The 23,161-nt window shown below is 70.4% G+C and carries 19 protein-coding genes and 2 tRNA genes; 13 read left to right on the top strand and 8 right to left on the bottom strand.

Translation table 11 applies throughout. From position 1 onward, the window contains the following. The first annotated feature begins 345 nt into the window (after positions 1-345). From C5N14_RS04440 to C5N14_RS04410, 7 genes are read left to right on the top strand one after another with little or no spacing between them, the layout of a single operon-like run. Positions 346-948, top strand: a complete 603-nt coding sequence (locus tag C5N14_RS04440) for a DUF4254 domain-containing protein (RefSeq protein WP_117665764.1) — start codon at positions 346-348, stop codon at positions 946-948. After that, positions 945-2,855 carry a nucleotidyltransferase domain-containing protein gene (locus C5N14_RS04435; protein ID WP_117665762.1) on the top strand — a complete coding sequence of 637 codons (1,911 nt, stop codon included), beginning with the start codon at positions 945-947 and terminating at the stop codon, positions 2,853-2,855. Before C5N14_RS04440 ends, C5N14_RS04435 begins: the two co-directional genes overlap by 4 nt. Next, positions 2,836-3,390: a phosphoribosyltransferase gene (locus C5N14_RS04430; RefSeq protein ID WP_117665760.1), complete on the top strand. Its 555-nt coding sequence runs from the start codon at positions 2,836-2,838 to the stop codon at positions 3,388-3,390. Before C5N14_RS04435 ends, C5N14_RS04430 begins: the two co-directional genes overlap by 20 nt. Then, entirely contained in the window at positions 3,369-4,466 is a 1,098-nt protein-coding gene (locus C5N14_RS04425) for a glycosyltransferase family 9 protein (protein ID WP_243639153.1), read from the top strand. The genes C5N14_RS04430 and C5N14_RS04425 overlap by 22 nt, the downstream gene beginning before the upstream one ends. Then, positions 4,454-5,599 (top strand): hypothetical protein, encoded by a 1,146-nt coding sequence (locus C5N14_RS04420; RefSeq protein ID WP_117665758.1) that lies wholly within the window; start codon positions 4,454-4,456, stop codon positions 5,597-5,599. The genes C5N14_RS04425 and C5N14_RS04420 overlap by 13 nt, the downstream gene beginning before the upstream one ends. Next, on the top strand, positions 5,589-6,335 hold the full coding sequence (locus C5N14_RS04415) for an SDR family NAD(P)-dependent oxidoreductase (RefSeq protein WP_117665756.1): 747 nt from the start codon (positions 5,589-5,591) through the stop codon (positions 6,333-6,335). Before C5N14_RS04420 ends, C5N14_RS04415 begins: the two co-directional genes overlap by 11 nt. 17 nt (positions 6,336-6,352) lie before the next feature. Beyond that, positions 6,353-6,946 (top strand): histidine phosphatase family protein, encoded by a 594-nt coding sequence (locus tag C5N14_RS04410; protein ID WP_128763510.1) that lies wholly within the window; start codon positions 6,353-6,355, stop codon positions 6,944-6,946. On the opposite strand, the gene C5N14_RS04405 is transcribed toward C5N14_RS04410, so the two are convergent. Together C5N14_RS04405 and C5N14_RS04400 are read right to left on the bottom strand one after the other, a co-directional pair. After that, positions 6,912-7,352, bottom strand: coding sequence for an NUDIX domain-containing protein (locus C5N14_RS04405; RefSeq protein WP_117665753.1), 441 nt, complete (start codon positions 7,350-7,352; stop codon positions 6,912-6,914). The genes C5N14_RS04410 and C5N14_RS04405 overlap by 35 nt on opposite strands. Before the next feature lie 269 nt (positions 7,353-7,621). After that, positions 7,622-7,697 (bottom strand) — tRNA-Lys (locus C5N14_RS04400). A 186-nt stretch (positions 7,698-7,883) separates the two neighbouring features. On the opposite strand from C5N14_RS04400, the gene C5N14_RS04395 reads away from it, so the two are divergent. Next, on the top strand, positions 7,884-9,155 hold the full coding sequence (locus C5N14_RS04395; protein WP_117665751.1) for an Ig-like domain-containing protein: 1,272 nt from the start codon (positions 7,884-7,886) through the stop codon (positions 9,153-9,155). Positions 9,156-9,364: 209 nt separating this feature from the next. Continuing rightward, the gene (locus C5N14_RS04390; RefSeq protein WP_117665749.1) at positions 9,365-10,663 is read left to right on the top strand and encodes an Ig-like domain-containing protein; all 1,299 of its coding nucleotides are present in this window, start codon (positions 9,365-9,367) and stop codon (positions 10,661-10,663) included. 58 nt (positions 10,664-10,721) lie between these two features. Here C5N14_RS04390 and C5N14_RS04385 read toward each other — a convergent pair. The 5 genes from C5N14_RS04385 to C5N14_RS04365 form a co-directional block, all read right to left on the bottom strand. Then, positions 10,722-10,794 (bottom strand) — tRNA-His (locus tag C5N14_RS04385). A 247-nt stretch (positions 10,795-11,041) separates the two neighbouring features. Beyond that, positions 11,042-11,338 carry a hypothetical protein gene (locus tag C5N14_RS04380; protein ID WP_128763509.1) on the bottom strand — a complete coding sequence of 99 codons (297 nt, stop codon included), beginning with the start codon at positions 11,336-11,338 and terminating at the stop codon, positions 11,042-11,044. Continuing rightward, on the bottom strand, positions 11,298-15,293 hold the full coding sequence (locus C5N14_RS04375) for a toxin glutamine deamidase domain-containing protein (protein WP_117665745.1): 3,996 nt from the start codon (positions 15,291-15,293) through the stop codon (positions 11,298-11,300). Before C5N14_RS04375 ends, C5N14_RS04380 begins: the two co-directional genes overlap by 41 nt. Positions 15,294-15,310: 17 nt before the next feature. Then, a complete protein-coding gene (locus C5N14_RS04370; RefSeq protein WP_117665743.1) occupies positions 15,311-15,655 on the bottom strand; it encodes a hypothetical protein in 345 nt (114 codons plus the stop codon). After that, a complete protein-coding gene (locus C5N14_RS04365; RefSeq protein WP_243639151.1) occupies positions 15,652-16,080 on the bottom strand; it encodes a YbaB/EbfC family nucleoid-associated protein in 429 nt (142 codons plus the stop codon). Before C5N14_RS04365 ends, C5N14_RS04370 begins: the two co-directional genes overlap by 4 nt. Positions 16,081-16,155: 75 nt before the next feature. Between C5N14_RS04365 and C5N14_RS04360 the strand changes: the two genes are divergently transcribed. Continuing rightward, positions 16,156-17,385 carry an SUKH-3 domain-containing protein gene (locus tag C5N14_RS04360; RefSeq protein ID WP_117665741.1) on the top strand — a complete coding sequence of 410 codons (1,230 nt, stop codon included), beginning with the start codon at positions 16,156-16,158 and terminating at the stop codon, positions 17,383-17,385. 12 nt (positions 17,386-17,397) lie between these two features. Here the strand turns inward: C5N14_RS04360 and C5N14_RS04355 are convergent, their stop codons facing one another. Further along, positions 17,398-18,837 carry an aldehyde dehydrogenase family protein gene (locus C5N14_RS04355; RefSeq protein ID WP_117665739.1) on the bottom strand — a complete coding sequence of 480 codons (1,440 nt, stop codon included), beginning with the start codon at positions 18,835-18,837 and terminating at the stop codon, positions 17,398-17,400. A 144-nt stretch (positions 18,838-18,981) separates the two neighbouring features. Here C5N14_RS04355 and C5N14_RS04350 point away from each other — a divergent pair, with 144 nt between their 5' ends. From C5N14_RS04350 to C5N14_RS04340, 3 genes are all read left to right on the top strand, one after another. After that, positions 18,982-20,418, top strand: coding sequence for a gamma-aminobutyraldehyde dehydrogenase (locus C5N14_RS04350; RefSeq protein ID WP_117665737.1), 1,437 nt, complete (start codon positions 18,982-18,984; stop codon positions 20,416-20,418). Positions 20,419-20,481: 63 nt separating this feature from the next. Then, on the top strand, positions 20,482-21,753 hold the full coding sequence (gene gabT, locus C5N14_RS04345) for a 4-aminobutyrate--2-oxoglutarate transaminase (protein ID WP_117665735.1): 1,272 nt from the start codon (positions 20,482-20,484) through the stop codon (positions 21,751-21,753). A gap of 89 nt (positions 21,754-21,842) precedes the next feature. Further along, entirely contained in the window at positions 21,843-23,126 is a 1,284-nt protein-coding gene (locus C5N14_RS04340) for a GAF domain-containing protein (protein WP_117665733.1), read from the top strand. The last annotated feature ends 35 nt before the right edge of the window (positions 23,127-23,161 follow it).

Here is a 23,161-nt window from a genome sequence, read left to right as displayed (position 1 = left end):
GACCCGCTCGCCGCCGCCGCGCCGATCAGAAAGAGAAGTGGGGAGTCATGGCTACGTATCTCGGCGGCGAGCAGATCGAGGAGGCGCAGGCCGTTCTGGCAAGACACGTCGTGTCCTGCGCCAACGGCCGATGCTTGGCCTGCGATGTACCGAGTCCGTGTCCCGCGCGCGAGCGGGCTACGGGCACCTTCTTCCGGTCGCTGCGGTTGCCCCGACGCACGCCCGCTGCATCCCGTCCCGAGTTGTGCGGTGCCCGCCGCACCGCCGTGTCGGGCTCGTGGTGGTCGGCGTGACGACAACGCGCATTTGCCCCATGCGGCTATCGCTATCGATTCGCTTCACGGCATGCCGAACGAGGCAATTGGAGGCTTCATCGTGCCCCTTGATGCTGTAACTAACTCGGCCAACCCTGCAGGCCAGCTCGGCAGGCAGAACGTCCTCCCGGCCTCTGGTCTGGTCATCGGCTCGTTCCGGGACGACTCCGCCTGCTTGATGTCTTCGTGGCGGGTCCCGTTGCGGGCTTCCGGGCGACTTGCCGTGCACCACGGCGACCAGTGGTCAGCTGAGATGATCTCTCGGGATCCGAACGCTGATGATCATGTCGTAGCCGCTGCGAAGCGGTCCATCGATCTGTTGAACCGCGTTCGGGTGGACCTGGTCACGGAGATCGACACGTGGGTCGACCGCGTGCTCGATGATCCGGGTACCGGACCGCTGCACACCGAGACGATCGGCTCGGTCATCGACCGGTTGGCTATTGCCTGGGTGCGGTGCCAACGCCTGATCGACCACGAGGGGCAAGAACGGAGCGCCAGCCAGGCCGATACGGCTTTGCGGCAGTTTCGGGAGCTGGCGCGTGCGTACGACGATCTTGTGCGGGATGTTCGCGAGGGTTGCCGACGGATTCCTCGTTGGTGTGCCCTCAAGAGCTACGGCGAGCGCCGATGAACGTCGCGGTGACGCTCAACGGTGCGGACAACGTCGGCAAGTCCACGAATGCGCAGTGGCTGGCCTCGGCGACACCGGGGATCACCCTGACCGGGACCATCGACCGGTGGGACCCGCAGTGGGCGGAGGTGTCACGGGACGACTTCAGCCGATGGTGGTTCGTCGACAGCACCACTGACGAGCACGTCGATCTCGTGTTCCGTTCCTTCGCCGCCCGGTGCCAGGGAGGCGGCAGGTTGGCGTTGGAGGACCGGGGCTACCCGATGCTCGTCGCCACCTGCGCGGCGACGGCCGCGGTGAAGGACGGAACGCCGATCGGTGAGGCCCTTGCCGAGGTAGAAGCCCGAGCGCTCCGATACCTCCCCGTCGACAGACGCGAACTCCACATCCTGCTGCGGCACGATCCTGATCCTTCTGTCGAGGCGCGGCAGGCGTTGGCCCGGGACCGGGCTCCCGCATCCGATCAGTACGCCGCCTACCAGCGCCAACTAGCCGAAGCCATCGAGCTCCAAGTCCATCGAGGGGACTACCACCGGTTGATCGTGCGTGGTGATCGGCCACTGCTCGATGTTCAGCGTGAGGTTCGCGAGGCCGTCGCCCGCTTCGGCGTGCCCGTCACACTGCTGGCTCCGGATCGCGTCGACCGGCTCTGGGTCCTCGCCGGCATGTCCGAGAGCGGAAAGAGCACCGTCGGGGAGTTACTCCGTACCGAGCACGCCGTCACGCGGCTGAAGATCGGATATCTGCTCCGCCTTGCGGCCGACCGGGTCGGCGTGACCGACCCGTACCAGGCGTGGGATGAGCTGACCGAGGCACGGATGCTGTCCGAGGAGATCCTCCGCTTCGCCGCGCTCAATCCCGGCTCCCACCGGATCAGCGTCGAAAGCGCGCATCGCTTCGAAGCAACCAGGCATGTACGGCAGATCTGGGGAGATCGCTGCCAGATCATCTATCTCGATGCGCCGCCGGCAGTGCGTCTGGCCCGTGGCGAAGAATCACCCGATTCGCTAGCGTCTCGGGACGCGACGAAGCAGAACCGGGGCGCCGAGCGCATCGCGGCGATCGCCGACTCCGTCGTCGACAACACGGGCAGCCTCCTCGCCCTGAAACGAGCGGTCGCCGAGCTGGTTCACCGCGCTACCGGCGACCGACACCCGCCACAACGTGAGACTCCGGTGCCGGCGGCCCTGCAACCTTTCCTCGCCGCCTACGCCGCCGAGTTGGTCGACGACGAGACGGCACTGGTCGCGGTGACCGGAAGCCTGGCCTACGGAAACTGGCAGCCGGGCTGGAGCGACGTGGATGTCCTCGTCGTCCGGGACACCCTTCCGGTGCGTTGGCTCGCCAACCGATCGCTCCCACCCACCGGCCCGGACGGGGCGAAGATCGCGCTGTCGGCGTTCACCACCAACGAGGCGCGCACCGGCAGGCTGCCACCACGCCTGCTCTACGCGCTGCGGCAGATCGCGCACGACGGCCGGGGAGTGCTGTATCGCCGACCCGGTCTCGTACTCCATGTCCTCGACCGGGCCGCCGACGAGTGCGCTGCCTGCGGTGACCTACCGCTGGTCGTCATGACGCTGCGGCGGCTGGCCGCCCGACCCGACACCGATGTCAGGGCGCTCTACAAGCACGTCGTCCTCGCCATGAAGATCATGCTCCGAGCGGACGGCATCGACCTCGACGCCAGCGACGAAGTCCGCCGGGCCTTCGCCGGCCGACATCCCTCCGCCCGCGTCGACCTGCCCTCGGTCACCGACGCCAGTCACGCCGACTGGCGCTCGGACAACGAACTCACGGAACGAATCCGCCGCGCCGCCAGCGACCTGCTGGCCTACGACGAGACCCTCGGCCACACCCGCGACCATGGAAGGACGACGGAAGCCAATGACGGCCACCGCACGTAAGGCGATCACCGCCGACCGAGTAGCCCGACTCGGAGTCGGCGACACCACCCGCCCGGTCAGGATCGTTCACGAACTCGACGGTGTCCGCAGTGACACCGCGCCGGATCAGGTGATGGCCGCCGGTGACAACCTCTGGCGGCTTTGGTGCGAGCATCCCGCCTACCGGCCGCACGACGTGCTGCTCGGCCTGGACGCTGGCGGCATCATCCCCACGCTCGCGGTCTCCTGGGCGAGCGGCAGCCACTACCGCATCGCCTGGAAGGTCAACCTCGACCTGCCGGAGAAGCTCGTCTTCCACGAACCTCACGCCCGCCGACTGGAGGTGTTCGCCTACGGCCGCTTCAAGGGTCAGCGCGTCCTCATCGTGGACGACGAGATCACGACCGGGCTCACCCTCACCAACCTCGTCACCGCGCTCCGCAGTGCCGGAGCCGATGTCACAGGCGTGCTCTGTCTGGTCGAGGACACGACCGGAGACGGGCGGGAGCTGCTCGAACAACACGAGGTCCCGCTGTGCGTACTGACCACGCTCTGACCGACACCGACAGCCCGACCTGTTGGCGGGGCGGACCGACGCTCGTCCGGCGCAATCGGGCCCCGCTTGGCCGGCTCCTGCCGTACCGGCGGGCTGCGGGAGAGCTGCCACCACCGAATGCCGCCCTCGACGCGGTGCACGAAAGCGGCTGGCACCTCGACCTCGGCGCACGAGGGCTCGGCGATGTACTGCTGGGTCTCGCCCTGGCGCAGGCTCTCCACGAGGCCACCCGCGACCGGTACCCGCAGCCGGCATACGTCGGCCCCCGCGCGGATCTCCTCGCCCGATGCACCCTGCCGCTCACCGTCACCTCCGCGAACGGCCACCACTCGATCGGCACCGAAAGCCCGACACCGCGCACCTTCGACGCCGTTCCCGAGATCCCGCCGACGAGGCTCGACATCGTCGACGCCAACGTCCTCCAGGTACACGCCACGCTGCCGATGCGCTACTACCTCGACATCGAGCAGACCCTCGGGGTACGGCTGCCTGCTGACAGCGACCCGTGCCCACGGTTCCGCTCCACGGAGCAAACACCGACGCCCTACCACGTCCTCTTCGTGTCCACCACCAGCCGGCCAGAGCGCAAGGACTACGGCATCGCGAACTTCGCGGCAATCGCGCGCTGCCTCACTGCTCACCGACCTGACGCACCCTGGCGGTTCGCCCTGATCGCCGCGCCGGACCGAGCGGCACCACCGCCCATCGCGCAGATCGAGGTCTTCCACGGTCCGACGGCCGTGGACTGCGTCGATCTGTTCGCTACCGCCGAACTGGTCGTCGGCAACGACACCGGCCTGACCCACCTCGCCGCCCTCACCGAAAGACCGGACGGTACCGGGCCTACCGTCGTCGGCCTGTACGGACGGCACGCGCACACCAAGTGGACTACCGGCTCAGCCCGTCACCACGCCGTGGCGACGCCGTTCTCGCAGCTCATGTCCATCGCCGACGCGTGCCCAGTCCGGGACGGCTACGACGACACCGTCTGGTCCACCGCCAGCGACCTGCAAGCCGTACCGGCCGAACTGATCGCGCGTTTCGCCGGCCGGTGCGTTGGCTGGTGGGACTCGTGATCCGCGTCGCCCGCCACCGGCGGTTCACCGCGAACCACACCTTCCATCTCAATGTCGGCGCACGCCGACTGTTCGTCAAGGCCAACCCGAATCCTGCCGAGGCTGCCGCCGAGATCGCCGGGTACCGGCGGATACAGCACCACTATCCGCTCCCCGCCCTACACGCGCACCACCGCATCGGCCGTTGGACCCTGACCGTGTACGACCGGCACCGGCCCGACCAGCCCGACACCGGCCTGCTCCTGGACGCCATCACGGCCGGCGACGTCGGAGACCTTGCCAACCTCGACCACGGGCTCGACGCCATCCTCGACCACTACCGGCACGTCATCGGCACCACGATGCGTCACCTGCCCGCCTCCCAGACCATCGGCAAGCTCTATCGCGACCGTGCCCAACCCGGCGGCCGGCTCGACCTGTACTACGGCCACAACCCCAACCTGCTGACGATGCCCGACAGGTCCGCCATCCGCTGCAGCGACCTACACGAGACGACCCTCGTCATCAACGGACAGCCTCGACGACTCGACTTCGACGCACTGGTCACCGATCTCCGCACCGCCCTGCACCCGGACCAGCAGACATGGGCAGCGACGACCCAGGGCGATCCCACCGACGTCAACATCGGCCTGGACGACCAGAACCGACCCGTCTGGTTCGACTACGACACCGCCGGCCTCAACTCCCTCGCGGGGGAGATCGCCTGCTTCCTCTGGTACCAACGGCTACACGCCGCATGGCTCGTGCCGCGCTACAACCCCGGAGCCTTCGCCGACCACCGGCGGGCAATCACCGACGCCGTCAGACCACAGGTCCGACTGGCGAGGCTGTCGGCCCGGACGATCGCGATCGACTACCAGCACCGGCCCTCGGCAGCGCGCCAACACACCATCGCCCGCTACCTCGGCCAGTTCGCCCGACCACTCGCCACCAGCATCGGCACCGACCTGCTCACGTGGCTACGGCCGTACCTCGCCATGCGTCTGCTGGCCGTCTACCCGCTGCACCAGATGGAGCCGTCGGACGCCGCGTTGTCGATCGGCTTGCTCGCAGACCTCTACGCGCCCGAAGCCGACCTGGCCCAGTTGCTGGGACTCACCACGACACCTGGGAGGACAGTCCATGAATCGTGATGTCGCGATCGTGACCGGGGCCGGCGGCGGCATCGGGGCCGCGATCGCCGCCCGTCTCGCTGCCGACTTCGACCTGGTTCTGGCCCACGGCCACGACGATGACGACCTCGGGGCGGTAGTCGAGGCGGCCCACCAGCGCGGCGCACGCACGAGCACGGTCATCGGCGACCTGACACGGTCCCGGACACAGGCGCTGTTCCAATCCGCAGTCGATGCCCACGCCGACCAGCTGGTTGCCGTGGTCACCAACGCTGGCGCATACCCCCGAATCCCCTGGCACGAAATGCACCTGGACACGTTCCGCAGTCAACTCGAACTCAACCTGGTCACCCACGCCGCGTGCATCCGCGCCGTCACGCCCGCCCTGATCGCGAACGGCCGCGGCCGCATCGTGGCCGTCTCCTCGATCCTGACCCAACTCGGCCGCATCGACCTGGCCGGCTACATCGTGGCCAAGAACGGGCTCGAAGGCCTCGTCCGGGCCCTGGCCCGTGAACTCGGCCCGAACAACATCACCGTCAACACGGTGCGCCCGGGTTCGATCGAGGTCCCCGCCGAGCACACCGTCGTCGACGACCACGCCGCCATGGTGCAACGCCAACTCGACCGGCAGTGCATCAAGCGTCGTGGCCAGCCTGCGGATGTGGCCGCCGTCGTCGCCTTCCTGCTCTCCCCCACAGCAGGATTCATCACCGGACAGGCGCTCAACGTCGACGGCGGCTGGCACCTGTCGTGAACGGCCAGGTTCTCTGGATGCGCCACGGCACCTGCCTCGACGGCCTCTGCCGCCCCCGCGCCCACGCCCGTCCCGACACGCCGCTGACGACGCGTGGGATCGCCGAGGTCGTCAGCACAGCCCGCTGGCTGCTCGACCGGAACGCCAAGCCGAACATGATCCTCACCAGCACTCTTCTGCGGGCGACGATGACTGCCGGCATTCTGGCCGAGATCCTTGATGTGCCGATCGCGCCGCCAGATCCGCTCTACGCGGAGTGGCGCGCACCCGACTGCGTGCTCGGTCTGAGCCCCGACGACTACCCGAGCGAGTACCAAGCATGGCGCAGCGAGCGCCTTCGTGATCCGGATTCGGCTCTCCCTGGTGGGGAGAGCCTCACCGCGCTACGACAACGCGTGTTGGAAGCCGTATCGCGCGCCCACCAGGCCGCCCAGCGGGGCGTGGCCCTCATCGTGTCGCACCGCGTCTTCATCGGTGCCGTAGCCGCAAACCTGAACGGTGCCCGCAGCCCGCAAGACAATTTCCAGGCAGCCCGGGACTTCAGACTCAGACCGGCGATGGTCTGGCCAGCCTGCCCTACACCGAAAGCAGAGCCTCCTCGTTGGAGATGATGAACTCCTTCAGCGCATCCGGCTTGAGATCCACCGCAGCCAGCTTCTCGATCGCCACCCGGTCGAGCTGGTAGCCGCCACGCGACGGATCAGCGAACTCCTCCCCGGTCCGGGCGTCCTCGTTCAGCTGACGTAGCCGACAGGCGAAGAAGTGCTGGACAGAAACGCCTTCACCAGCGGAGGCGGTGAACAGGAACACCTGGGCGAACCGGTCCGCCTCGGCACCGAGCTCCTCGTGCAACTCGCGGCGAAGCGCCGCCTCCAGGGAGACATCCGTCGACTCCAGGCCGCCGCCCGGCGTTGTCCAGTACGGTGCCTGGCCGGGCTTGATCCGCTTGATCAGCACAAGACGGTCGTCCTCATCCAGAAGAACGGCCCGCACCGACCTACGTACGATCTGACGCACGACTTGCCCCTATCCGCGCCCGGGAATCACTAACCGTAGCGAAAAGTACCCGGTTGCGGTTTTGGGCGCACAACGAGGTACCTGGCAAGCCGCCGCACCCGCTGACGGCGCGTCAGGCAGTTGATCCATCTCTCCACCGACACGCCACCAGTCCACGGGCAGCCGGAACGGTCCAACGGCTCCCGAGCACCCACCGAGCACCGGACCACCGGCACGGAAACGAGAAAGACTCCGACCCGGGGTAGAACCCCAGGTCAGAGCCTTGCTGCTGGTGCGCCGCCAGGGACTCGAACCCCGAACCCGCGGATTAAGAGTCCGCTGCTCTGCCAGTTGAGCTAGCGGCGCTCGTTGGCAACGGGGAGAACATTAGCACGACGTCCGAAGCGCGTTCCAATCCGATACCCGGCTCCCCCCTTCGGGCACGCTTACCGGACATAACCCGCTAAATCTCGCGCTCCAATGACGTACAGGCGGCACACCCTGGCCCCCATGCGGCACGATGTCCGCCAGGTACGCGAGACAGGGGTGGGAATGGGCAGGTTCGCGCGGGCCGGGGCGAAGGTGGGCGCCCTGAGCCTGATGGCGTCGCTGGCACTGACCGGGTGCGGGGACGACCAGAAGAAGGCGGAGTTCGTCGACGGTGCCCCCTCCGTCGGCAGCAGCGTCGCTGCGGAATCGGGGACCGCCCCGGCGGAGCCGGGCACCAGCTCCGGCCCGCCGCTCACGGTCAGCCCGGCGGACGGGGCCAAGAACAGGCCGGTCAGCGCCGAGATCTCCGCGGATATCCCCGAGGGCGGCAAGGTCACCGATGTCGCCCTGACCGCCGCCAACGGCGACAAGGTCGCGGGCCGCTGGCGCGTCGACGGCTCGTCGTGGGTGCCGAACAGCGCCCTGAAGTACGGCACCCGCTACACGGCCGTGGTCACGGCCGCCGGCGAGGGGGGCCAGACCCGACAGGGCACCAGCACCTTCACCACGATGGCCAAGCCGAAGTCGACGATCACCTCCGGGCTCTACCTGTTCAGCGACAAGACGTACGGCGTCGGAATGCCGGTGGTCGCCGAGTTCCACCCGGGCATCCCGGCCAAGGACCGGAAGGCGGTGCAGAAGCGGATGTTCGTGCGCACCGACCCGCCGCAGCCGGGTGCGTGGCACTGGGTCTCCAACGGCACGCAGGCGTACTACCGGGCTCCGGAGTACTGGAAGCCCGGCACCACGATCACGGTACGGATCGCGCTGGCCGGCATCCCGCTGAGCAACGGCAAGTACGGCAACGTCGACCGGAGCGCCACCGCCAAGATCGGCCGGTCGTTCGTCATGAAGGTCGACAACGCCACCAAGAAGATGACCGTCTACGAGGACGGCCAGGTCGTCCGCACGATCCCGGTCAGCCTGGGCAAGAAGAGCACCCCGTCCTCCAGCGGCACCATGGTCGTCATGGAGAAGAAGGAGTCGACGGTCTTCGACACCCGGGACGATCCCAACCCGGCCAACCGCTACGTCACGGAGATCGACTTCGCCCAGCGGCTGACCTGGGGCGGCGAGTACATCCACGCCGCGCCGTGGTCCGAGCACGTGCAGGGGCGGCAGAACGTGTCGCACGGCTGCGTGAACGTCTCGATGGCGCAGGCGAAGTGGCTCTTCTCGCAGACCAAGGTCGGTGACCCGATCACCATCAAGGGCACGGAGCGCAAGCTCACCCCCGGCAACGGCTGGACGGCCTGGAGCATGAGCTGGGCCGAGTTCGTCAAGGGCAGCGCGCTGCCCGTGCCGGAGGGCGGCGCCGGCCCGGCCCTGGCCTGACACGACGACCGCCGCGGGAGGGCGGGGCACCCGGCCTCGGGTACCCCGCCCTCCCGCCGTTTAGGAACAGTGCTCGCAAAGGCCGGTGTTTTATCAGCATTCGGACATGATGGTCCGCGTGTTTCTCTTCACCCCCCGCAACGGGTACGTGTTCCCGTGCGTCAGTGAGAGACGATGGGCAACCGGGGCACCACGACAGTGAGGGAATCATGCGCGCGACCCAGGACCAGCTGACCCGGCGGGACGGCCGCCGCCGGATGTTCGCGGCGGGGCTGCTCGCCGCCGTACTGGCACTCACCTCCGCCTGCACGAACGACAGCGGCGAGGGCAAGTCGCCGGCCTGGCAGGGCGGTGGGGAGAGCGCACCGAAGGCGTCCGCCACCATCACCGAGCCCGCGGCCGACGCCAAGAACGTGCCGGCGTCCACCGGCATCGCCTTCACCGCCAAGGACGCGAAGGACACCACCGTCGAGCTGAAGGACTCCGCCGGCGGGGCCGTCGAGGGCAACCTCGCCGCCGACGGCGGGAACTGGCTGCCGAAGGGCGCCCTGAAGTACGGCGAGACCTACACCGCGACCGTCACCGCCACCGGGGACGACGGCAAGCCGGCGCAGGCGACCAGCACCTTCACCACGATGGCGAAACCGAGCAAGCAGGTCCGGATCAGCAGCTTCCTCGGCGACGGCCAGGTCGTCGGCGTAGGCATGCCGCTCATCGTGAAGTTCAGCCGGGCCGTCCCGCAGAGCTACCGCGACGACGTCCAACGCCGGATGACGGTGACCTCCACGCCCGCCCAGGAGGGGATCTGGCACTGGGTCAGCCCCACCGAGATCCGGTACCGGCCAAAGGAGTTCTGGAAGGCCGGCACTGCCATCTCGTACCGGATCCAGGCCGGCGGCCTCCCCCTCGGCGACGGCTGGTACGGCCGGGCCGACTTGGCGGTCGACCTCAAGACCGGCCCGGCAGTGATCATGACGGTCGACAACAAGACCAAGCGAATGACGGTCACCAAGGACGGAAAGGTGATCAAGACTGTACTGGTCAGTCTGGGCAAGAAGAGCACCCCGTCCTCCAGCGGCACCATGGTCGTCATCGAGAAGCTACGCAAGACGGTCTTCGACACCTTCGAGGAGTTGGGCCCCGAGGAGGGCTACCGCACGAAGATCGACTATGCCCAGCGGCTCACCTGGGGCGGTGAGTTCATCCACGCCGCCCCCTGGTCGGAAGGGCAGCAGGGCAGCGTCAACGTCTCACACGGCTGCGTGAACGTCTCGATGAAGGACGGCGCCTGGCTGTTCGCCAACACCCGGGTCGGCGACCCGATCACCGTCAAGGGCACCGAGCGCAAGCTCGCCAACGGCAACGGCTGGACCGACTGGAACATGAGTTGGGCCGAGTACGTCAAGGGCAGTGCCCTGCCGTACGACCCAGACGCCGCCGCCTCCCCGAGCGCCGAGGCAACCCCCGACGACACCACCGAGACCCCCAGCGCCGAGCCGACCACCTGACCGACAGCCCCGGACACCACGAAGGCCCCCTCCGGGCGGAGGGGGCCTTCGTGCAACGGGTGACTGATGGGAATTGAACCCACGACAACCGGGACCACAACCCGGTGCTCTGCCAACTGAGCTACAGCCACCATGCTCCCCGCGCCGGCTGAGCCGGGCGGCGTGCGGACTAATAATAGCCACACCCCCGCCACCCACGTCCACCGGGTTCCCGCTCCTCCCGCCCGCCCGGATGTCCCACCGGCCTTCCGCACGTAGATCTTGGTAGAAACGACCCATCGCGGGGACGCCTCCTACCAAGCTCCAGGAACTACAGCGGCACGAGAAGTGCGTTTCGATCCCAGGAGGGCCCGAGTGGCGGAGCGAAGGGCTTCTGGCTCAGCCCGGTCGCTCACGCAGGTTCCCCTGGCGAAAGAGGTTCACCACGTCAGCCTCCCCGGGCAACGAGCCTCCGGTAATTCTTTCTGCGATCCGCCGAGCCTCCGCCGCTTCCACCTCCTGGTACCGACCGAAGTTCCGGTGATCGTCGAGGAACCTCGCAGCCAGGGCGGGATCATACGTCCATTCCTGAAGCCGGTTATTCCAGACCAGAGCGTCACCAGAGTCGATATCCATCAGCAATAAACCAGCCGCTTCACCCTTCTCGTCCGCCCGAAATACTGCGTAGTAGGTCAACAATTTCCTTCTCCAGGATTCTCTCTAGCTGTCGGGAGACCGGGAAATCCTCTCGCGTCAGGCCACACCTTTCGACCACCTCGGAAAAGGACTCACCCCGAGCCTCCAGGTGACCGAGATATCTGTGCCAGGCCCCTCGGTTGAGCGAGATCCACCTCGCGAAACTCGCATCCTTGGCTGGAAAGCGTAGCGAAAGGCCCTGCGGCACAGCCTGGGGCATCCCGCACCGGCGGTTGACTGCAAGCATCTCCAGGAACGCGTCGACCCGCCGAGATGGAGACTCCTTCAGCAGGCGAAGTATCTCGTACGCTTCGTGGGTCCGCTGCCACGCGTCCCGAGAAGCGTCACTGTGCAGTTGAAGCTCGAAAATCTGACCGGACGGGGCACGCAGGGTGCAGTTGAAACCGTAGAACCTATTACCAATTCTCCAGAAATTCTTGCATCCGCCGTCGTCGACATCAAATCCAAGGTTCTCCAAGCCGGCCAAAACGCCCTCGAGAGCCAGTCGGTAAGCGTCGGGCCCTGGCATGGCAAGGGAGAACCGGAGTACGTCGTTCACCTCGCCGGCGAAGTCCTCGACCGACACGGCGACCACCGACGCCTCATCGACGTACTTCCGGCTCAATGATTCGAGGCTCTTGACCCTGAACTCCAGATCACGCAGTTCGACCGGTTGCCGGAGAAGGAGTGAGGCGGTCACCCGCTGTCCCACCAACCTGAGTGCCGACTCGACCTCGTCCGCCGCCTCGACCGCCCTGCCACGAACAGCCGCCAAGACCTTCGTCTCGTGCGGCGACAACCGGTAACGAGGGCTCGATGAGGCATCCGCTGACGGCGGCTCGGCCGGACTGCCTACAGGCCCGCCTGCCGGTTCCAGAGACCCCGGGTCGCCCGAACCCGGGCCTTCAAGCAAATGCATCCGGTTGACGTACAGATCGTCGTCCGACGGGTCGTCGCGACCGAGCTGCCGCTCCCGCGCCCTGTCCACCGGCGAGGGCTGCTCATCGGGCCGCTGGCTGAACCTCCCCGGCCCGGCCCCCGCCAGCGGCATCGCTCGACCGTCCGGGCCGAGGACCAGGGCGTCGATCCCCGTCACGTTGAACGGGGCCGGCAATCCGCTGTGCGTGTACAGGGGCAGGTCCGAGACGGCACCGCTCTGCGGGTCCAGGTAGAGCACGCTCCCGTTCTGGTTGAGCGCCACCCAGGCGTGCGACCCACCACCCTCGTAGGTGGTGATGAGGAACGCGTAGCTGCCGTGGCCGCCCGCCCGCAACTGGCCCTCCAGGGTGCCGAACCCCCGGTTGACTGTGCTCCAGGCGTCGTCCGGCGATGCGTCATCGGCGGGCTCGGCAAGTTGCTGGAAGCGTCCCCCGGTGGCGTCTTCCACCCGCCCAGGGCCGTCGATCTCACCACCGAGGGGCCGGTTGACGTCCCCGGCGGCGTACGCGTCGAAGGTCCGGGGCGCGGAGACCAGAGGACGACCGTGCATCCACGTCTCGTACAAGGAGAGGGTGCAGTCCAGGCAGTTGATGCCCCGGGTCGGATCCGCGTACGGCCCACCGTCGTTGGCCAGCCTGAACCAGCCGCCCCGACGGGGATCCGGGGTCCGCAGCACCCGCCCGTCGGCGTCCCGGGGCATCGCCCGTTCGAGGTCCGACTGATGCAACGCCAACGGCGGTCGCAGCCCGCCCCACTGCCCGTACCGACGGGACCGGTCGATCGGCGGCGGATGGTCGTCCCCGGTCAACGCCGAGGGCCCGCTGGTCTCCACCGCACCGACGACGAGCGCGGGGTCGTCGGTGTTGATTCGCTCGAAGTTGTCCCGGTCACGCACCTCGACGACCGTGGGCGCGACCGTTCCGGTCAGCACCGCCTCGGCGAGGCCCAACTGCCAATGATGTTGATGTTCTCTTTCCCGACCAGCCCGGAGGAACTGGTCGGCGACGGCACTACGACCGGCGTTGCTCAGGTCATGGGCTTCCCGGATCAGCCAGCGAGCCTGCTCGTGGTGGTGCTCAGCCTCGTCCCGCAGCTCGGCGGCACGATCCCTCCGTCGTTTGTCCTCGTACCAGGTCCGCTGCCGCTGGAAGTGGTCTCGGTAGCGGCGCCGGTCGAAGGCCTCACGGTCGGCCGCCCACCTCGCGGCGTACCACTCACGCGGCCCCGGTGGTGCTGGAGGGGTATTAGCGGATCCAGGCACCACCTGAGGCCGGGCAGGGTACGAGACGGGACGCTGATTCGGATGCAACGCCTCCACCGAGGCGAGCCGGGATGGGGGCGGGCCACCCCCGGAGTCCCACCCGCTCTGCCTAGTCGTGCTCGCTGGTTCGCCGGCACCATTGTGAGGCGTCGGTGCCGCCAGCGGAAGGGGAGTTGTGTTCGCGCCGAGCCCTGTGGTCGAAGGAAGTGTGGGGTTCGGGTTCGACGTGGTGCTTGGCGGAGTCCCTAAGCTCGGCCCGTTGACCGTGGACGTGACAGCACCCCCGCCTGGCGCCGGCCCGGCTTCCACCCCTCCGGCCCCGGTCGGTAGGGCACCGGACACAGCCGTCGACGACAGGATCGGGTGCGTCGACGAGGCCGGCACTGGTCCTTCGTGGGTGTCAGCACCCGGTTGTGTGAGCAGCGACGTCGGCCTCGCGGCAGGATCGACAGCAGCTCCGGACGGCGCAGGTGCCGTCCCGGCGGGGTGGTCGTCGAGCGGTACGACCGTGGACGCCTGCGTCGGGGACGCCGACGTCGGCATGGCCGGAGGCGGGCCCGACGCCGCAACGCCGTCGAGTGCAAGGGAGCCCGGCTCGTCCGTAGGCTGGTGTCCGGCGCTTCCTCCGTCGTGGCCTCTCACACTGGTAACGGCACCGGTGACACGCTGCGCGTCTCCCGCGCTGTTCAGCTCCTCGGAAAAGCCAGGAGCGCCTGGAGCGTGGGATGCCCCGGCGAGGGCGGCCATCCCGACGTCGAGCCGATGGCGCAGCGCGGCGTCGGTCTGGCCGGTGGCCGAACCGGTGGCGCCCGACGCCGCCGCCCGCGCCGCGTCCTCCAGGGACACCGGGCCCTGGCCGGTGGCCAGGCTGGCTGCCTGTTCGGCGATCACCTCACCGGTCATCTCCCGGCCGAAGTGCTCGCCGACCCGCGCCGCCCGCCCGGTCGCGTGCCGCCCCAGGCCGGCCAGCGGCGCCACAGCTCCGCCCGCCAGGCCGCCGAGGGCGGACATTCCCGCGTCCGTCAGGTCCAGGCCGTGCCGGCGGCCGGTCGCGTTCTGGTACGCCTGCGTGGCGAGCGTGACCCCGGACTCCTCGGCCGCCTCCGCCAGCCCACCGAGCGCCGCCTTGCGGGCCAGCCCTCGCACGCCGCCCTCGGCCACCTGCTTGGCGGCGCGCTCACCGGCCTCCTTGAGGCCTTGCCTGAGGGTCTTGCGGGCCAGCTGGGCCATCAGCTTCTTGAAGATCTGCTGTACGACGAACCGGCTGGCGGTGATCGCGACCCCGGCGGCGGGGGAGGCGGCCCCCGCGGTGAGTACTGCGGCCACCGCCAGCGACAGCAGCTCGACCACGAGGATTCCCAGCTCGATCCAGACCTCGAGCTTGGCGCCCTCGATGTCGCAGCCACACTCCTCGACCAGCCGGCCGAGGTCCCCGCTCACGGCCAGCAGGACGGGCAGCGGGGCCTCGTCCCCCTCGGCGACGCGCCGCCAGGCGGAGTCGAACGCCTCCGCGACCGCCCCGACGCCGCCGTACCCGCCACGCACCTCGCGGGCGGCGGCGTGCGCGTCGGCGCGCGGCCCGGCCAGGGCCTCGGCCACGGCATACCACTCGTCGGCGAGGGCCCAGACCGCCCGCTCGTCGCCCTCGGGCCACTCCACTCCGACCACCCAATCGAGGGCCTCGTGGACCCAGCCGGGCAGGTCCCAGGGCGAGTAGTCGAGCGGGTGCGGGATCGGGCTCGGCAACAGGCTCACGGCGGTCCCCGGAGACGTCAGCGCCCGGCGCGCCGCTGGTCGGAGATCCGGTCGAGCCGTCCGGCGCTCCGCACGTCCGTCGTCACTTCGTTGTCCACGGACCGCACGACATCCTCGCCCAGGTTGTCGAGGGCACGCCCGATGCCCGCCCAGGCCCGCAGCAGCGTCTCCTCGAACCCGCGGTACTGCTTGTCGAACGCGGCGCCGAGGTCGTCCCGGCCCCAGGGGCGGGCCGCGCTGGCCGCCGCGATCCGGCCGCCCACCTGCGCGCGTCGGTCGGCCACCGCCTCGCCGGCCGAGCTCAGGTCCGCGCCACCGCGCCGCGCCCGGTCCGGGTCCAACCAGAGCTGCCCCTCGGTCACGCCGATCGCTCCCCGCCCCGCACGACGGCGTCCGCCCGGCCCAGCAGGGCGCCGAAGTCGCCCGTACGGAGAAAGCCCAGCGACCCCGACCCCGCCGGCAGGTACGCCCCGACGAGTTCCTGCGTGGCGGCGACTGCGGCGGCGGTCGCCCGGTGCACAGTTGTGGTGATCTTCTGGCTCAGTGCCCGCGCATCCCGGTCCTGAAAGACGGTGGGCTGGAGTTCCACCGAGACGAGTTCGCCCCGGGCGCCGGCGACGACGGTAACCTGCCCGTCGGTGGAGCGTTCGGTGACCTTGAGCTCCGCGAGTCGGGTCTGGAGTTCGTCCAGTCCGGAGCGGAGTTGCCGGTACTGCCCGTACACCTCGTCGAACCGGGCCCGCAGCGCCCGGTTGGCGTCCCGGTCCACACTCTCGGCCAACGTCACCCTCCCCCGTCACCGTCGGTAGGGCAGACCATACCGGGCGCCACGGAATCCGTGGGGTCCGGTAACTTCAGGTGGGTGATCGACCGTCAGCAGGCCGAACAGCTCGCCACCGTCTGGGCGCACCGGGACTCCCAGCGCCTCGGGCACGAGTGCGCCCCGCTGGTGGAGGAGTTCGACCTCGGCTACCTGATCACGTCCACGGTGACCCCGTCGGCCACCGTCCTGCCCGGCGACCTGCCGACGACCGTCGTGGACAAGGAGACCGGCGAGGTCTCGACCTGGCCCCGTCTGCCGTTCCCCGCCGTGCGGGAGCTGTACCGGCGCAGCCGGCCGGAGCGGCCCACGCCGCGCACGGCCGACCCGGCGAGCCGACTGCTCCGGGAGACACACCGTCTTCCGACGCCGGGGGCCGTCGCGCAGCTGACCATCGAAGGTCGCCTGCACAGCTGCCAGGGCGTCAAGGGCGACGTCGCGCTTCGGCATCATCCGCTGGTCCGGGCCTACCTCGACGAGCTGCCTCCGGGCCATCTGGTCAGAGGCGGGGACCGGCACGCGGAGGTGATCGTCGTATCGGACGTCCTCCACGAGCACGACCACCGGCGCGCCGCTGGGGGACGGGAACCGATGACCATGGATGATGCCCGGTCTGTCTTCGAGGCTTCCCGGCTGCAGGTTTACCGGGTACGCGAGCCTGATGACCCAGCGGGGGGCCTGGCCGATCGGCCCTGCGACTCGTGCGTGAACTTCCTGGTGTACTTCCACGCGCTCGACTGGTCCGACCTGGCTTACACCCGCGAGTGGCGGCCGGAGCCGCAGACACCGATCCACCCCGACCGCTTCCCCGTCGAGGTAGGGCACTCACTGATGGACGGTGGGTGGGAGGACAGCGTGTTCAACCCGGCCCTCGCAGCCGGCGCCATCGAGGAGACCTGCGAGGTGTTCGGACGACTGCACCGGCACGAGCCGTTCCCTGCCGCCGAGGCCGCCCTCACCGCTTTCCCGGCAGTCCGACCTCGCCGTCGCGGCCCCGGCCGGGAAGTCTGGATCAGCCGCTTCAACACCAATCCGACACGGGCGGCACACTCCGCCGACACGTTGGCCGACTTCGGCGCTGTCCTCGGCGTACGGCTGTTCCCGCTCGGCACGGAGGGCCAGGAGAGCATCATCGCGGTCGACGAGCGGGGGCGGGTCTTCGTGCTGGACCAGGCCGGCGAGTGGTTCCTCGGCGAGGACATCGACGCCGCGCTGACCACCCTGCTGCTCGGCCGGGCCCCGGCCCGGGTACGCGACGACGGCACCTGGTAGCCGCCGGCGCCCCTACAACTGCACGCCGGTGAGCACCATGACTCGGGGATCGGTGTAGTCGTCCATCGCGCTGCGCAGGCCCTCCCGGCCGACGCCGCTGCCCTTCACGCCCCCGTACGGCATCTGGTCGGCCCGGTACGAGGGCACGTCCCCGACGATCACCCCGCCCACCTCCAGGGCGCGGTGCGCGGCGAAGGCGACGTCGAGGCGGTGGGTGAACACGCCCGCCTGCAACCCGTACGCCGAGTCGTTGACGGCGGCGAACGCGGCGGCGTCGTTCTCGACCCGGGCGACCACGAGCACCGGCCCGAACACCTCCTCGGCGCACACCTTCGCGTCGGCCGGCACCCCGGACAGCACGGTCGGCGGGTAGGTCGCGCCCTCCCGCCGGCCGCCCACCTCGATGGTCGCCCCGGCGACCACCGCCTCGTCGACCCACGCCTCGACCCGCTCGGCGGCCTCGACCGACACCAACGGCCCGACGTCGGTCAGTTCGTCGGACGGGTCGCCCGCGCGCAGCGCCGCCACGGAGGCGACCAACCTCGGCAGGAAGGCGTCGTAGAGCCACTCGTGCACGTACACCCGCTGCACGGCGATGCACGACTGCCCGGCCTGGTAGTTGGAGAACGTGGCGATCCGGTGCGCGGCGAAGGTCAGGTCCTCGTCGGTGTTCCAGTCCTCGCAGATCACGGCCGCCGCGTTGCCGCCCAGTTCCAGGGTGACGTGCTTGTCGGGCACGGACCGGCGGATCGCCGCGCCGACCGGCCCGGAGCCGGTGAACGACACCACCGGCAGCCTCGGGTCGGCGACCAGCTCGGCGGCGCGCTCGTTGGGCAGCGGCAGCACCGAGAGCATCCCGGCGGGCAGCTCCGTCTCGGCGAGGATCTCGCCGAGCAGCAGCGCCGACAGCGGGGTGGCCGGGGCGGGTTTCACCACGATGGGCGCGCCGACCGCGATGGCCGGGGCGACCTTGTGCGCGACCAGGTTCAGCGGGAAGTTGAACGGCGCGATGCCGAGCACCGGCCCCTTCGGCACCCGCCGGACCAGGGCGATCCGACCGGTGGCCGTCGGGTCGGTGTCGAGGCGTTGCAGCTCGCCGGAGAACCGCCGGGCCTCCTCGGCCGCCCAGCGGAACGTCGACACCGCGCGTCCCACCTCGGCCCGCGCCCACTTGACCGGCTTGCCGTTCTCGGCGGTGATCAGCGCCGCGACCTCCTCGGCCCGCTCGGCGAGCCGGCGCGACACGTGGTCCAGGGCCGCCGCGCGCGCGTGCGCGGGCAGGGCGGCAGCCGCCGCCGCCACCCCGGCCGCCGCCGCGACGGCGGCCTCGACCTGGTCGGGCGTGGCAAGGGTGGTACGTCCCACCGCGCGCCCGTCGTACGGGTGGGTGACGGTCAGCTCGCCCTCGCCGTGTGCGGGGCGACCGGCGACGAAGAAGGCTCTCGGCTCCACACCTCGGCAGCGTAGACCACGGGTACCTCGCATCGGAAACAGTCGCTCAAACCCTTGTCTGCCGCGAATTCAGTAGCGAAGATGGCAGTCAGATTCCGATAACCTCCGCTGTCCGCACCCCCGGCCATACCTCGGAGACACCTGATGAGCGACCAGCAGAAGCTGCGCAACTTCGTCAACGGCGCGTACGTCGACCCGGTGGACGGCGGGTATGCCGACCTGGTCGACCCGTGCACCGGTGAGGTCTTCGCCCAGGCTCCGGTCTCCGGCGCGGCGGACGTGGACGCGGCCATGCGGGCGGCCTCCGCCGCGTTCGAGACGTGGCGCGACACCACCCCGGGCGAGCGGCAGAAGGCGCTGCTCAAGCTCGCCGACGCGGTGGAGGCGCGGGCGGCCGACCTGGTCGACGCGGAGGTGCGCAACACCGGCAAGCCCCGCCAGCTCACCGCCGAGGAGGAGTTGCCGCCGGCGGTGGACCAGTTCCGCTTCTTCGCCGGCGCGGCCCGGCTGCTGGAGGGCCGCTCCGCCGGGGAGTACCTGCCCGGACACACCTCCTACGTGCGGCGCGAGCCGATCGGCGTGTGTGCCCAGGTGACCCCGTGGAACTACCCGCTGATGATGGCGGTCTGGAAGATCGCCCCGGCGCTCGCGGCGGGCAACACGGTGGTGCTGAAGCCGTCCGACACCACGCCGGTGTCGACGCTGCTGCTGGCCGAGATCGCCGCCGAGTTCTTCCCGCCGGGGGTGTTCAACGTGGTCTGCGGTGACCGGGACACCGGTCGTACCCTCGTGTCGCACCCGACCCCGCAGCTCGTGTCGATCACGGGCTCTACCCGCGCGGGCATGGAGGTGGCCTCCGCTGCCGCGCCGGACCTGAAGCGGACCCACCTGGAGCTGGGCGGCAAGGCCCCGGTGGTGCTCTTCGACGACGCGGACGTGACGGCGGCGGCCGAGGCAATCGCGATGGGCGGCTACTTCAACGCCGGCCAGGACTGTACGGCCGCGACCCGGGTGCTCGCCGGCCCCGGCATCCACGACGACTTCGTGGCCGCGCTCGCCGAGCAGGCCCGCAACACGAGGACCGGCGCCCCGGACGACGAGGACGTGCTGTACGGCCCGCTGAACAACGCCAACCAGCTCGCCCGGGTCAGCGGCTTCGTCGACCGGCTCCCCGACCACGCCAGCGTGTGGACCGGCGGCTCCCGGGTCGGCGAGCGCGGGTACTTCTACTCCCCCACCGTGGTCTCCGGCGTGCGGCAGGCCGACGAGATCATCCAGCAGGAGGTGTTCGGGCCGGTCATCACCGTGCAGCGCTTCTCCGACGAGGACGAGGCGGTGCGCTGGGCCAACGGCGTCGACTACGGCCTGGCGGCCTCGGTCTGGACGCGCGACCACGGCCGGGCGATGCGGATGACCCGCCGGCTCGACTTCGGCTGCGTCTGGGTGAACACCCACATCCCGTTCGTCTCGGAGATGCCGCACGGCGGCTTCAAGCACTCCGGCCACGGCAAGGACCTCTCGGTCTACAGCCTGGAGGACTACAGCCGGATCAAGCACGTCATGCACAACATCGAGGGCTGACCGGTGAGCGCGAGGAGTGAGCCGGTTCTGCGAGCCCCGCAGTCGCGAACGGAGAGGGACCCGGTGGCGTCGAGCGAGGAGCTGCACAAGCGGCGCGGCGCGGCGGTGGCCCGGGGCGTCGGAAGCGTCGTCGGCGCGTACGTGGACCGGGCGAGCGGCGGCACGATCACCGACGTCGACGGGCGGGAGTGGATCGACTTCGCCGCCGGCATCGCGGTCACCAACGTCGGCAACTCCGCCCCGCGGGTGGTCGAGGCGGTGCGGGCGCAGGTCGAGCGGTTCACCCACACCTGTTTCATGGTCGCGCCGTACGAGTCGTACGTGGCCGTCTGCGAGCGGCTCAACGCGCTCACCCCCGGCACGTTCGAGAAGCGCTCGGCGCTGTTCAACTCGGGCGCCGAGGCGGTGGAGAACGCGGTGAAGATCGCCCGGCACGCCACCGGACGGCCGGCGGTGGTGGTGTTCGACCACGCATACCACGGCCGGACCAACCTGACCATGGCGCTGACCGCGAAGAACATGCCGTACAAGCACCGGTTCGGTCCGTTCGCCGGCGAGGTCTACCGGGTGCCGATGTCGTACCCGCTGCGGGACGGGGGGCTGTCCGGGGCGGAGGCCGCCGCCCGGGCGATCGAGACGGTGGAGAAGCAGGTCGGCGCGGAGAACGTCGCCGCGCTGCTGATCGAGCCGATCCAGGGCGAGGGTGGCTTCGTCGTACCGGCGCCGGGGTTCCTGCCGGCACTGCGCGAGTGGGCGACGGCGGCCGGGGTGGTCTTCGTGGCGGACGAGATCCAGACCGGGTTCTGCCGCACCGGGGACTGGTTCGCCTGCGACCACGAGGACGTCGTCCCGGACCTGGTCACCCTGGCCAAGGGCATCGCCGGCGGCCTGCCGCTGGCGGCGGTGACCGGCCGGGCCGACCTGATGGACGCGGTGCACGTGGGCGGCCTCGGCGGCACGTACGGCGGCAACCCGATCGCCTGCGCGGCGGCGCTGGCGGCGATCGAGACCATGCACGAGCTGGACCTGGCCGCCACCGCCCGCCGGATCGGGGCGACCATGGACGAGCGGCTGTGCACCATCGCCGCCGGCGATCCGCGGATCGCCGAGGTGCGCGGCCGGGGCGCGATGCTCGCCGTGGAGCTGGTCCGGCCCGGCACCCTGGTCCCGGATCCGGTCGCCGCGGCGGCGGTCTCGGCGGCCTGCCACGCCACCGGCCTGCTGACCCTGACCTGCGGCACGTACGGCAACGTGCTGCGCCTCCTGCCCCCGCTGGTCATCTCCGAGGCGGAGCTGGCCCGGGGCCTGGACCTCCTCGACGCCGCCTTCGGCTGACGGGCCCCGAACGGGCCCGCCACCCGGCCGGCACCCGGTGTTGGCGATCGGCGGTGAGCTGCGTCACGATGGTCGCGAGGAGGTCGCCGATGGCTGACCCGTGGCTCGCCCTGGAATTCGGCGCCGATCCGGCGGAACGGATCGCGCAGGTCGGCGCCGCCCATGAGGCGTTCCTCGCCGCCGGCACCGAGCCGCGCCGGGTACGGGAGGTGGTCCGCCGGTCCTGGCAGCGCTCGGCGCTGGTCGACCCCGAGGTCGCCCCGCCGGTCGAGCTGACCGACGACGCACTGGAGAGCTACCGGGCCGCCCACCCGCTGGCCGGGGTGCTGCCGCTGTTCCGGGACCTGCTCGGTGGCATCGCCCTGGATGGCGCACACCTGATGGCGGTCTGCGACGCGCACGGGCGGCTGCTCTGGGTGGAGGGGCATCCCGGGGTGCTCCGGCACGCCGAGCGGATGAACTTCGTGCCCGGCGCCCGCTGGGACGAGGCGCACGCCGGCACCAACGCCCCCGGCACCGCCCTGGCCTGCGACCACAGCGTGCAGATCTTCGCCACCGAGCACTTCAGCCGGCCCGTGCAGCGGTGGACCTGCGCCGCCGCCCCGATCCACGACCCGACCACGGGGCGGCTGCTCGGCGCGGTCGACATCACCGGCGGCGACCACCTCGCCCACCCGCAGAGCCTCGCCCTGGTCCGGGCCACCGCCCGGGCCGCCGAGGCACAGCTCGCCGCCGCGCACCCGGCCGAGCCGGACGCCGTCACCGTGCGCGCGCTGGGCCGCGACGAGGCGGAGCTGCGCGTCGGCGGGCGGACCGTCCGGCTCGGCCGCCGGCACAGCGAGCTGCTGGTGCTGCTGCTCGACCACCCCGAGGGACGCACCGGCGAGCAGCTCGGCCTCGACCTGTACGGCGACGACCGGCTGCACCCGGTCACCCTGCGCGCCGAGCTGTCCCGGCTGCGCCGGGCGCTGGGGGCGGAGCTGCTCGACTCCCGCCCGTACCGGCTGCGCGCCCTGGTGCGGGCGGACTTCCGGACCGTCACCGAGCTGCTGGAGCGGGGTGAGGTGGCGGGGGCGCTCGACGCGTACCCCGGGTCGTTGCTGCCCGGCTCCGACGCGCCGGGGGTCGCGCGGCTGCGCCGGCTGGTCGACGGGCAACTGCGCGCCGCCGTGCTGGCCGGCGGCGACCCGGCGGCGCTCGCGGCCTGGACCGCGACGCCCGCCGGCACCGACGACCTGGCCGCCTGGCAGGCCCTGGCGCGGGCGCTGCCGCCGGGCGCGCCCCGCCGGCCCCTCGCGCTGGCCCGCGCCCGCCAGCTCGGCATCGAGTACGGACTCGGCCGCGCAACGTCGCTGCAACGTCCGCGTAACTAGCGTCGCGTCATCACCCCGACCACCGACGGCGGAGG

It is taken from the genome of Micromonospora sp. MW-13 (assembly GCF_003434305.1).
Lineage (GTDB): Bacteria > Actinomycetota > Actinomycetes > Mycobacteriales > Micromonosporaceae > Micromonospora.
The sequence above is the reverse complement of the archived record's forward strand: the minus strand, read 5'-3'. Positions and strand labels throughout refer to the sequence as shown.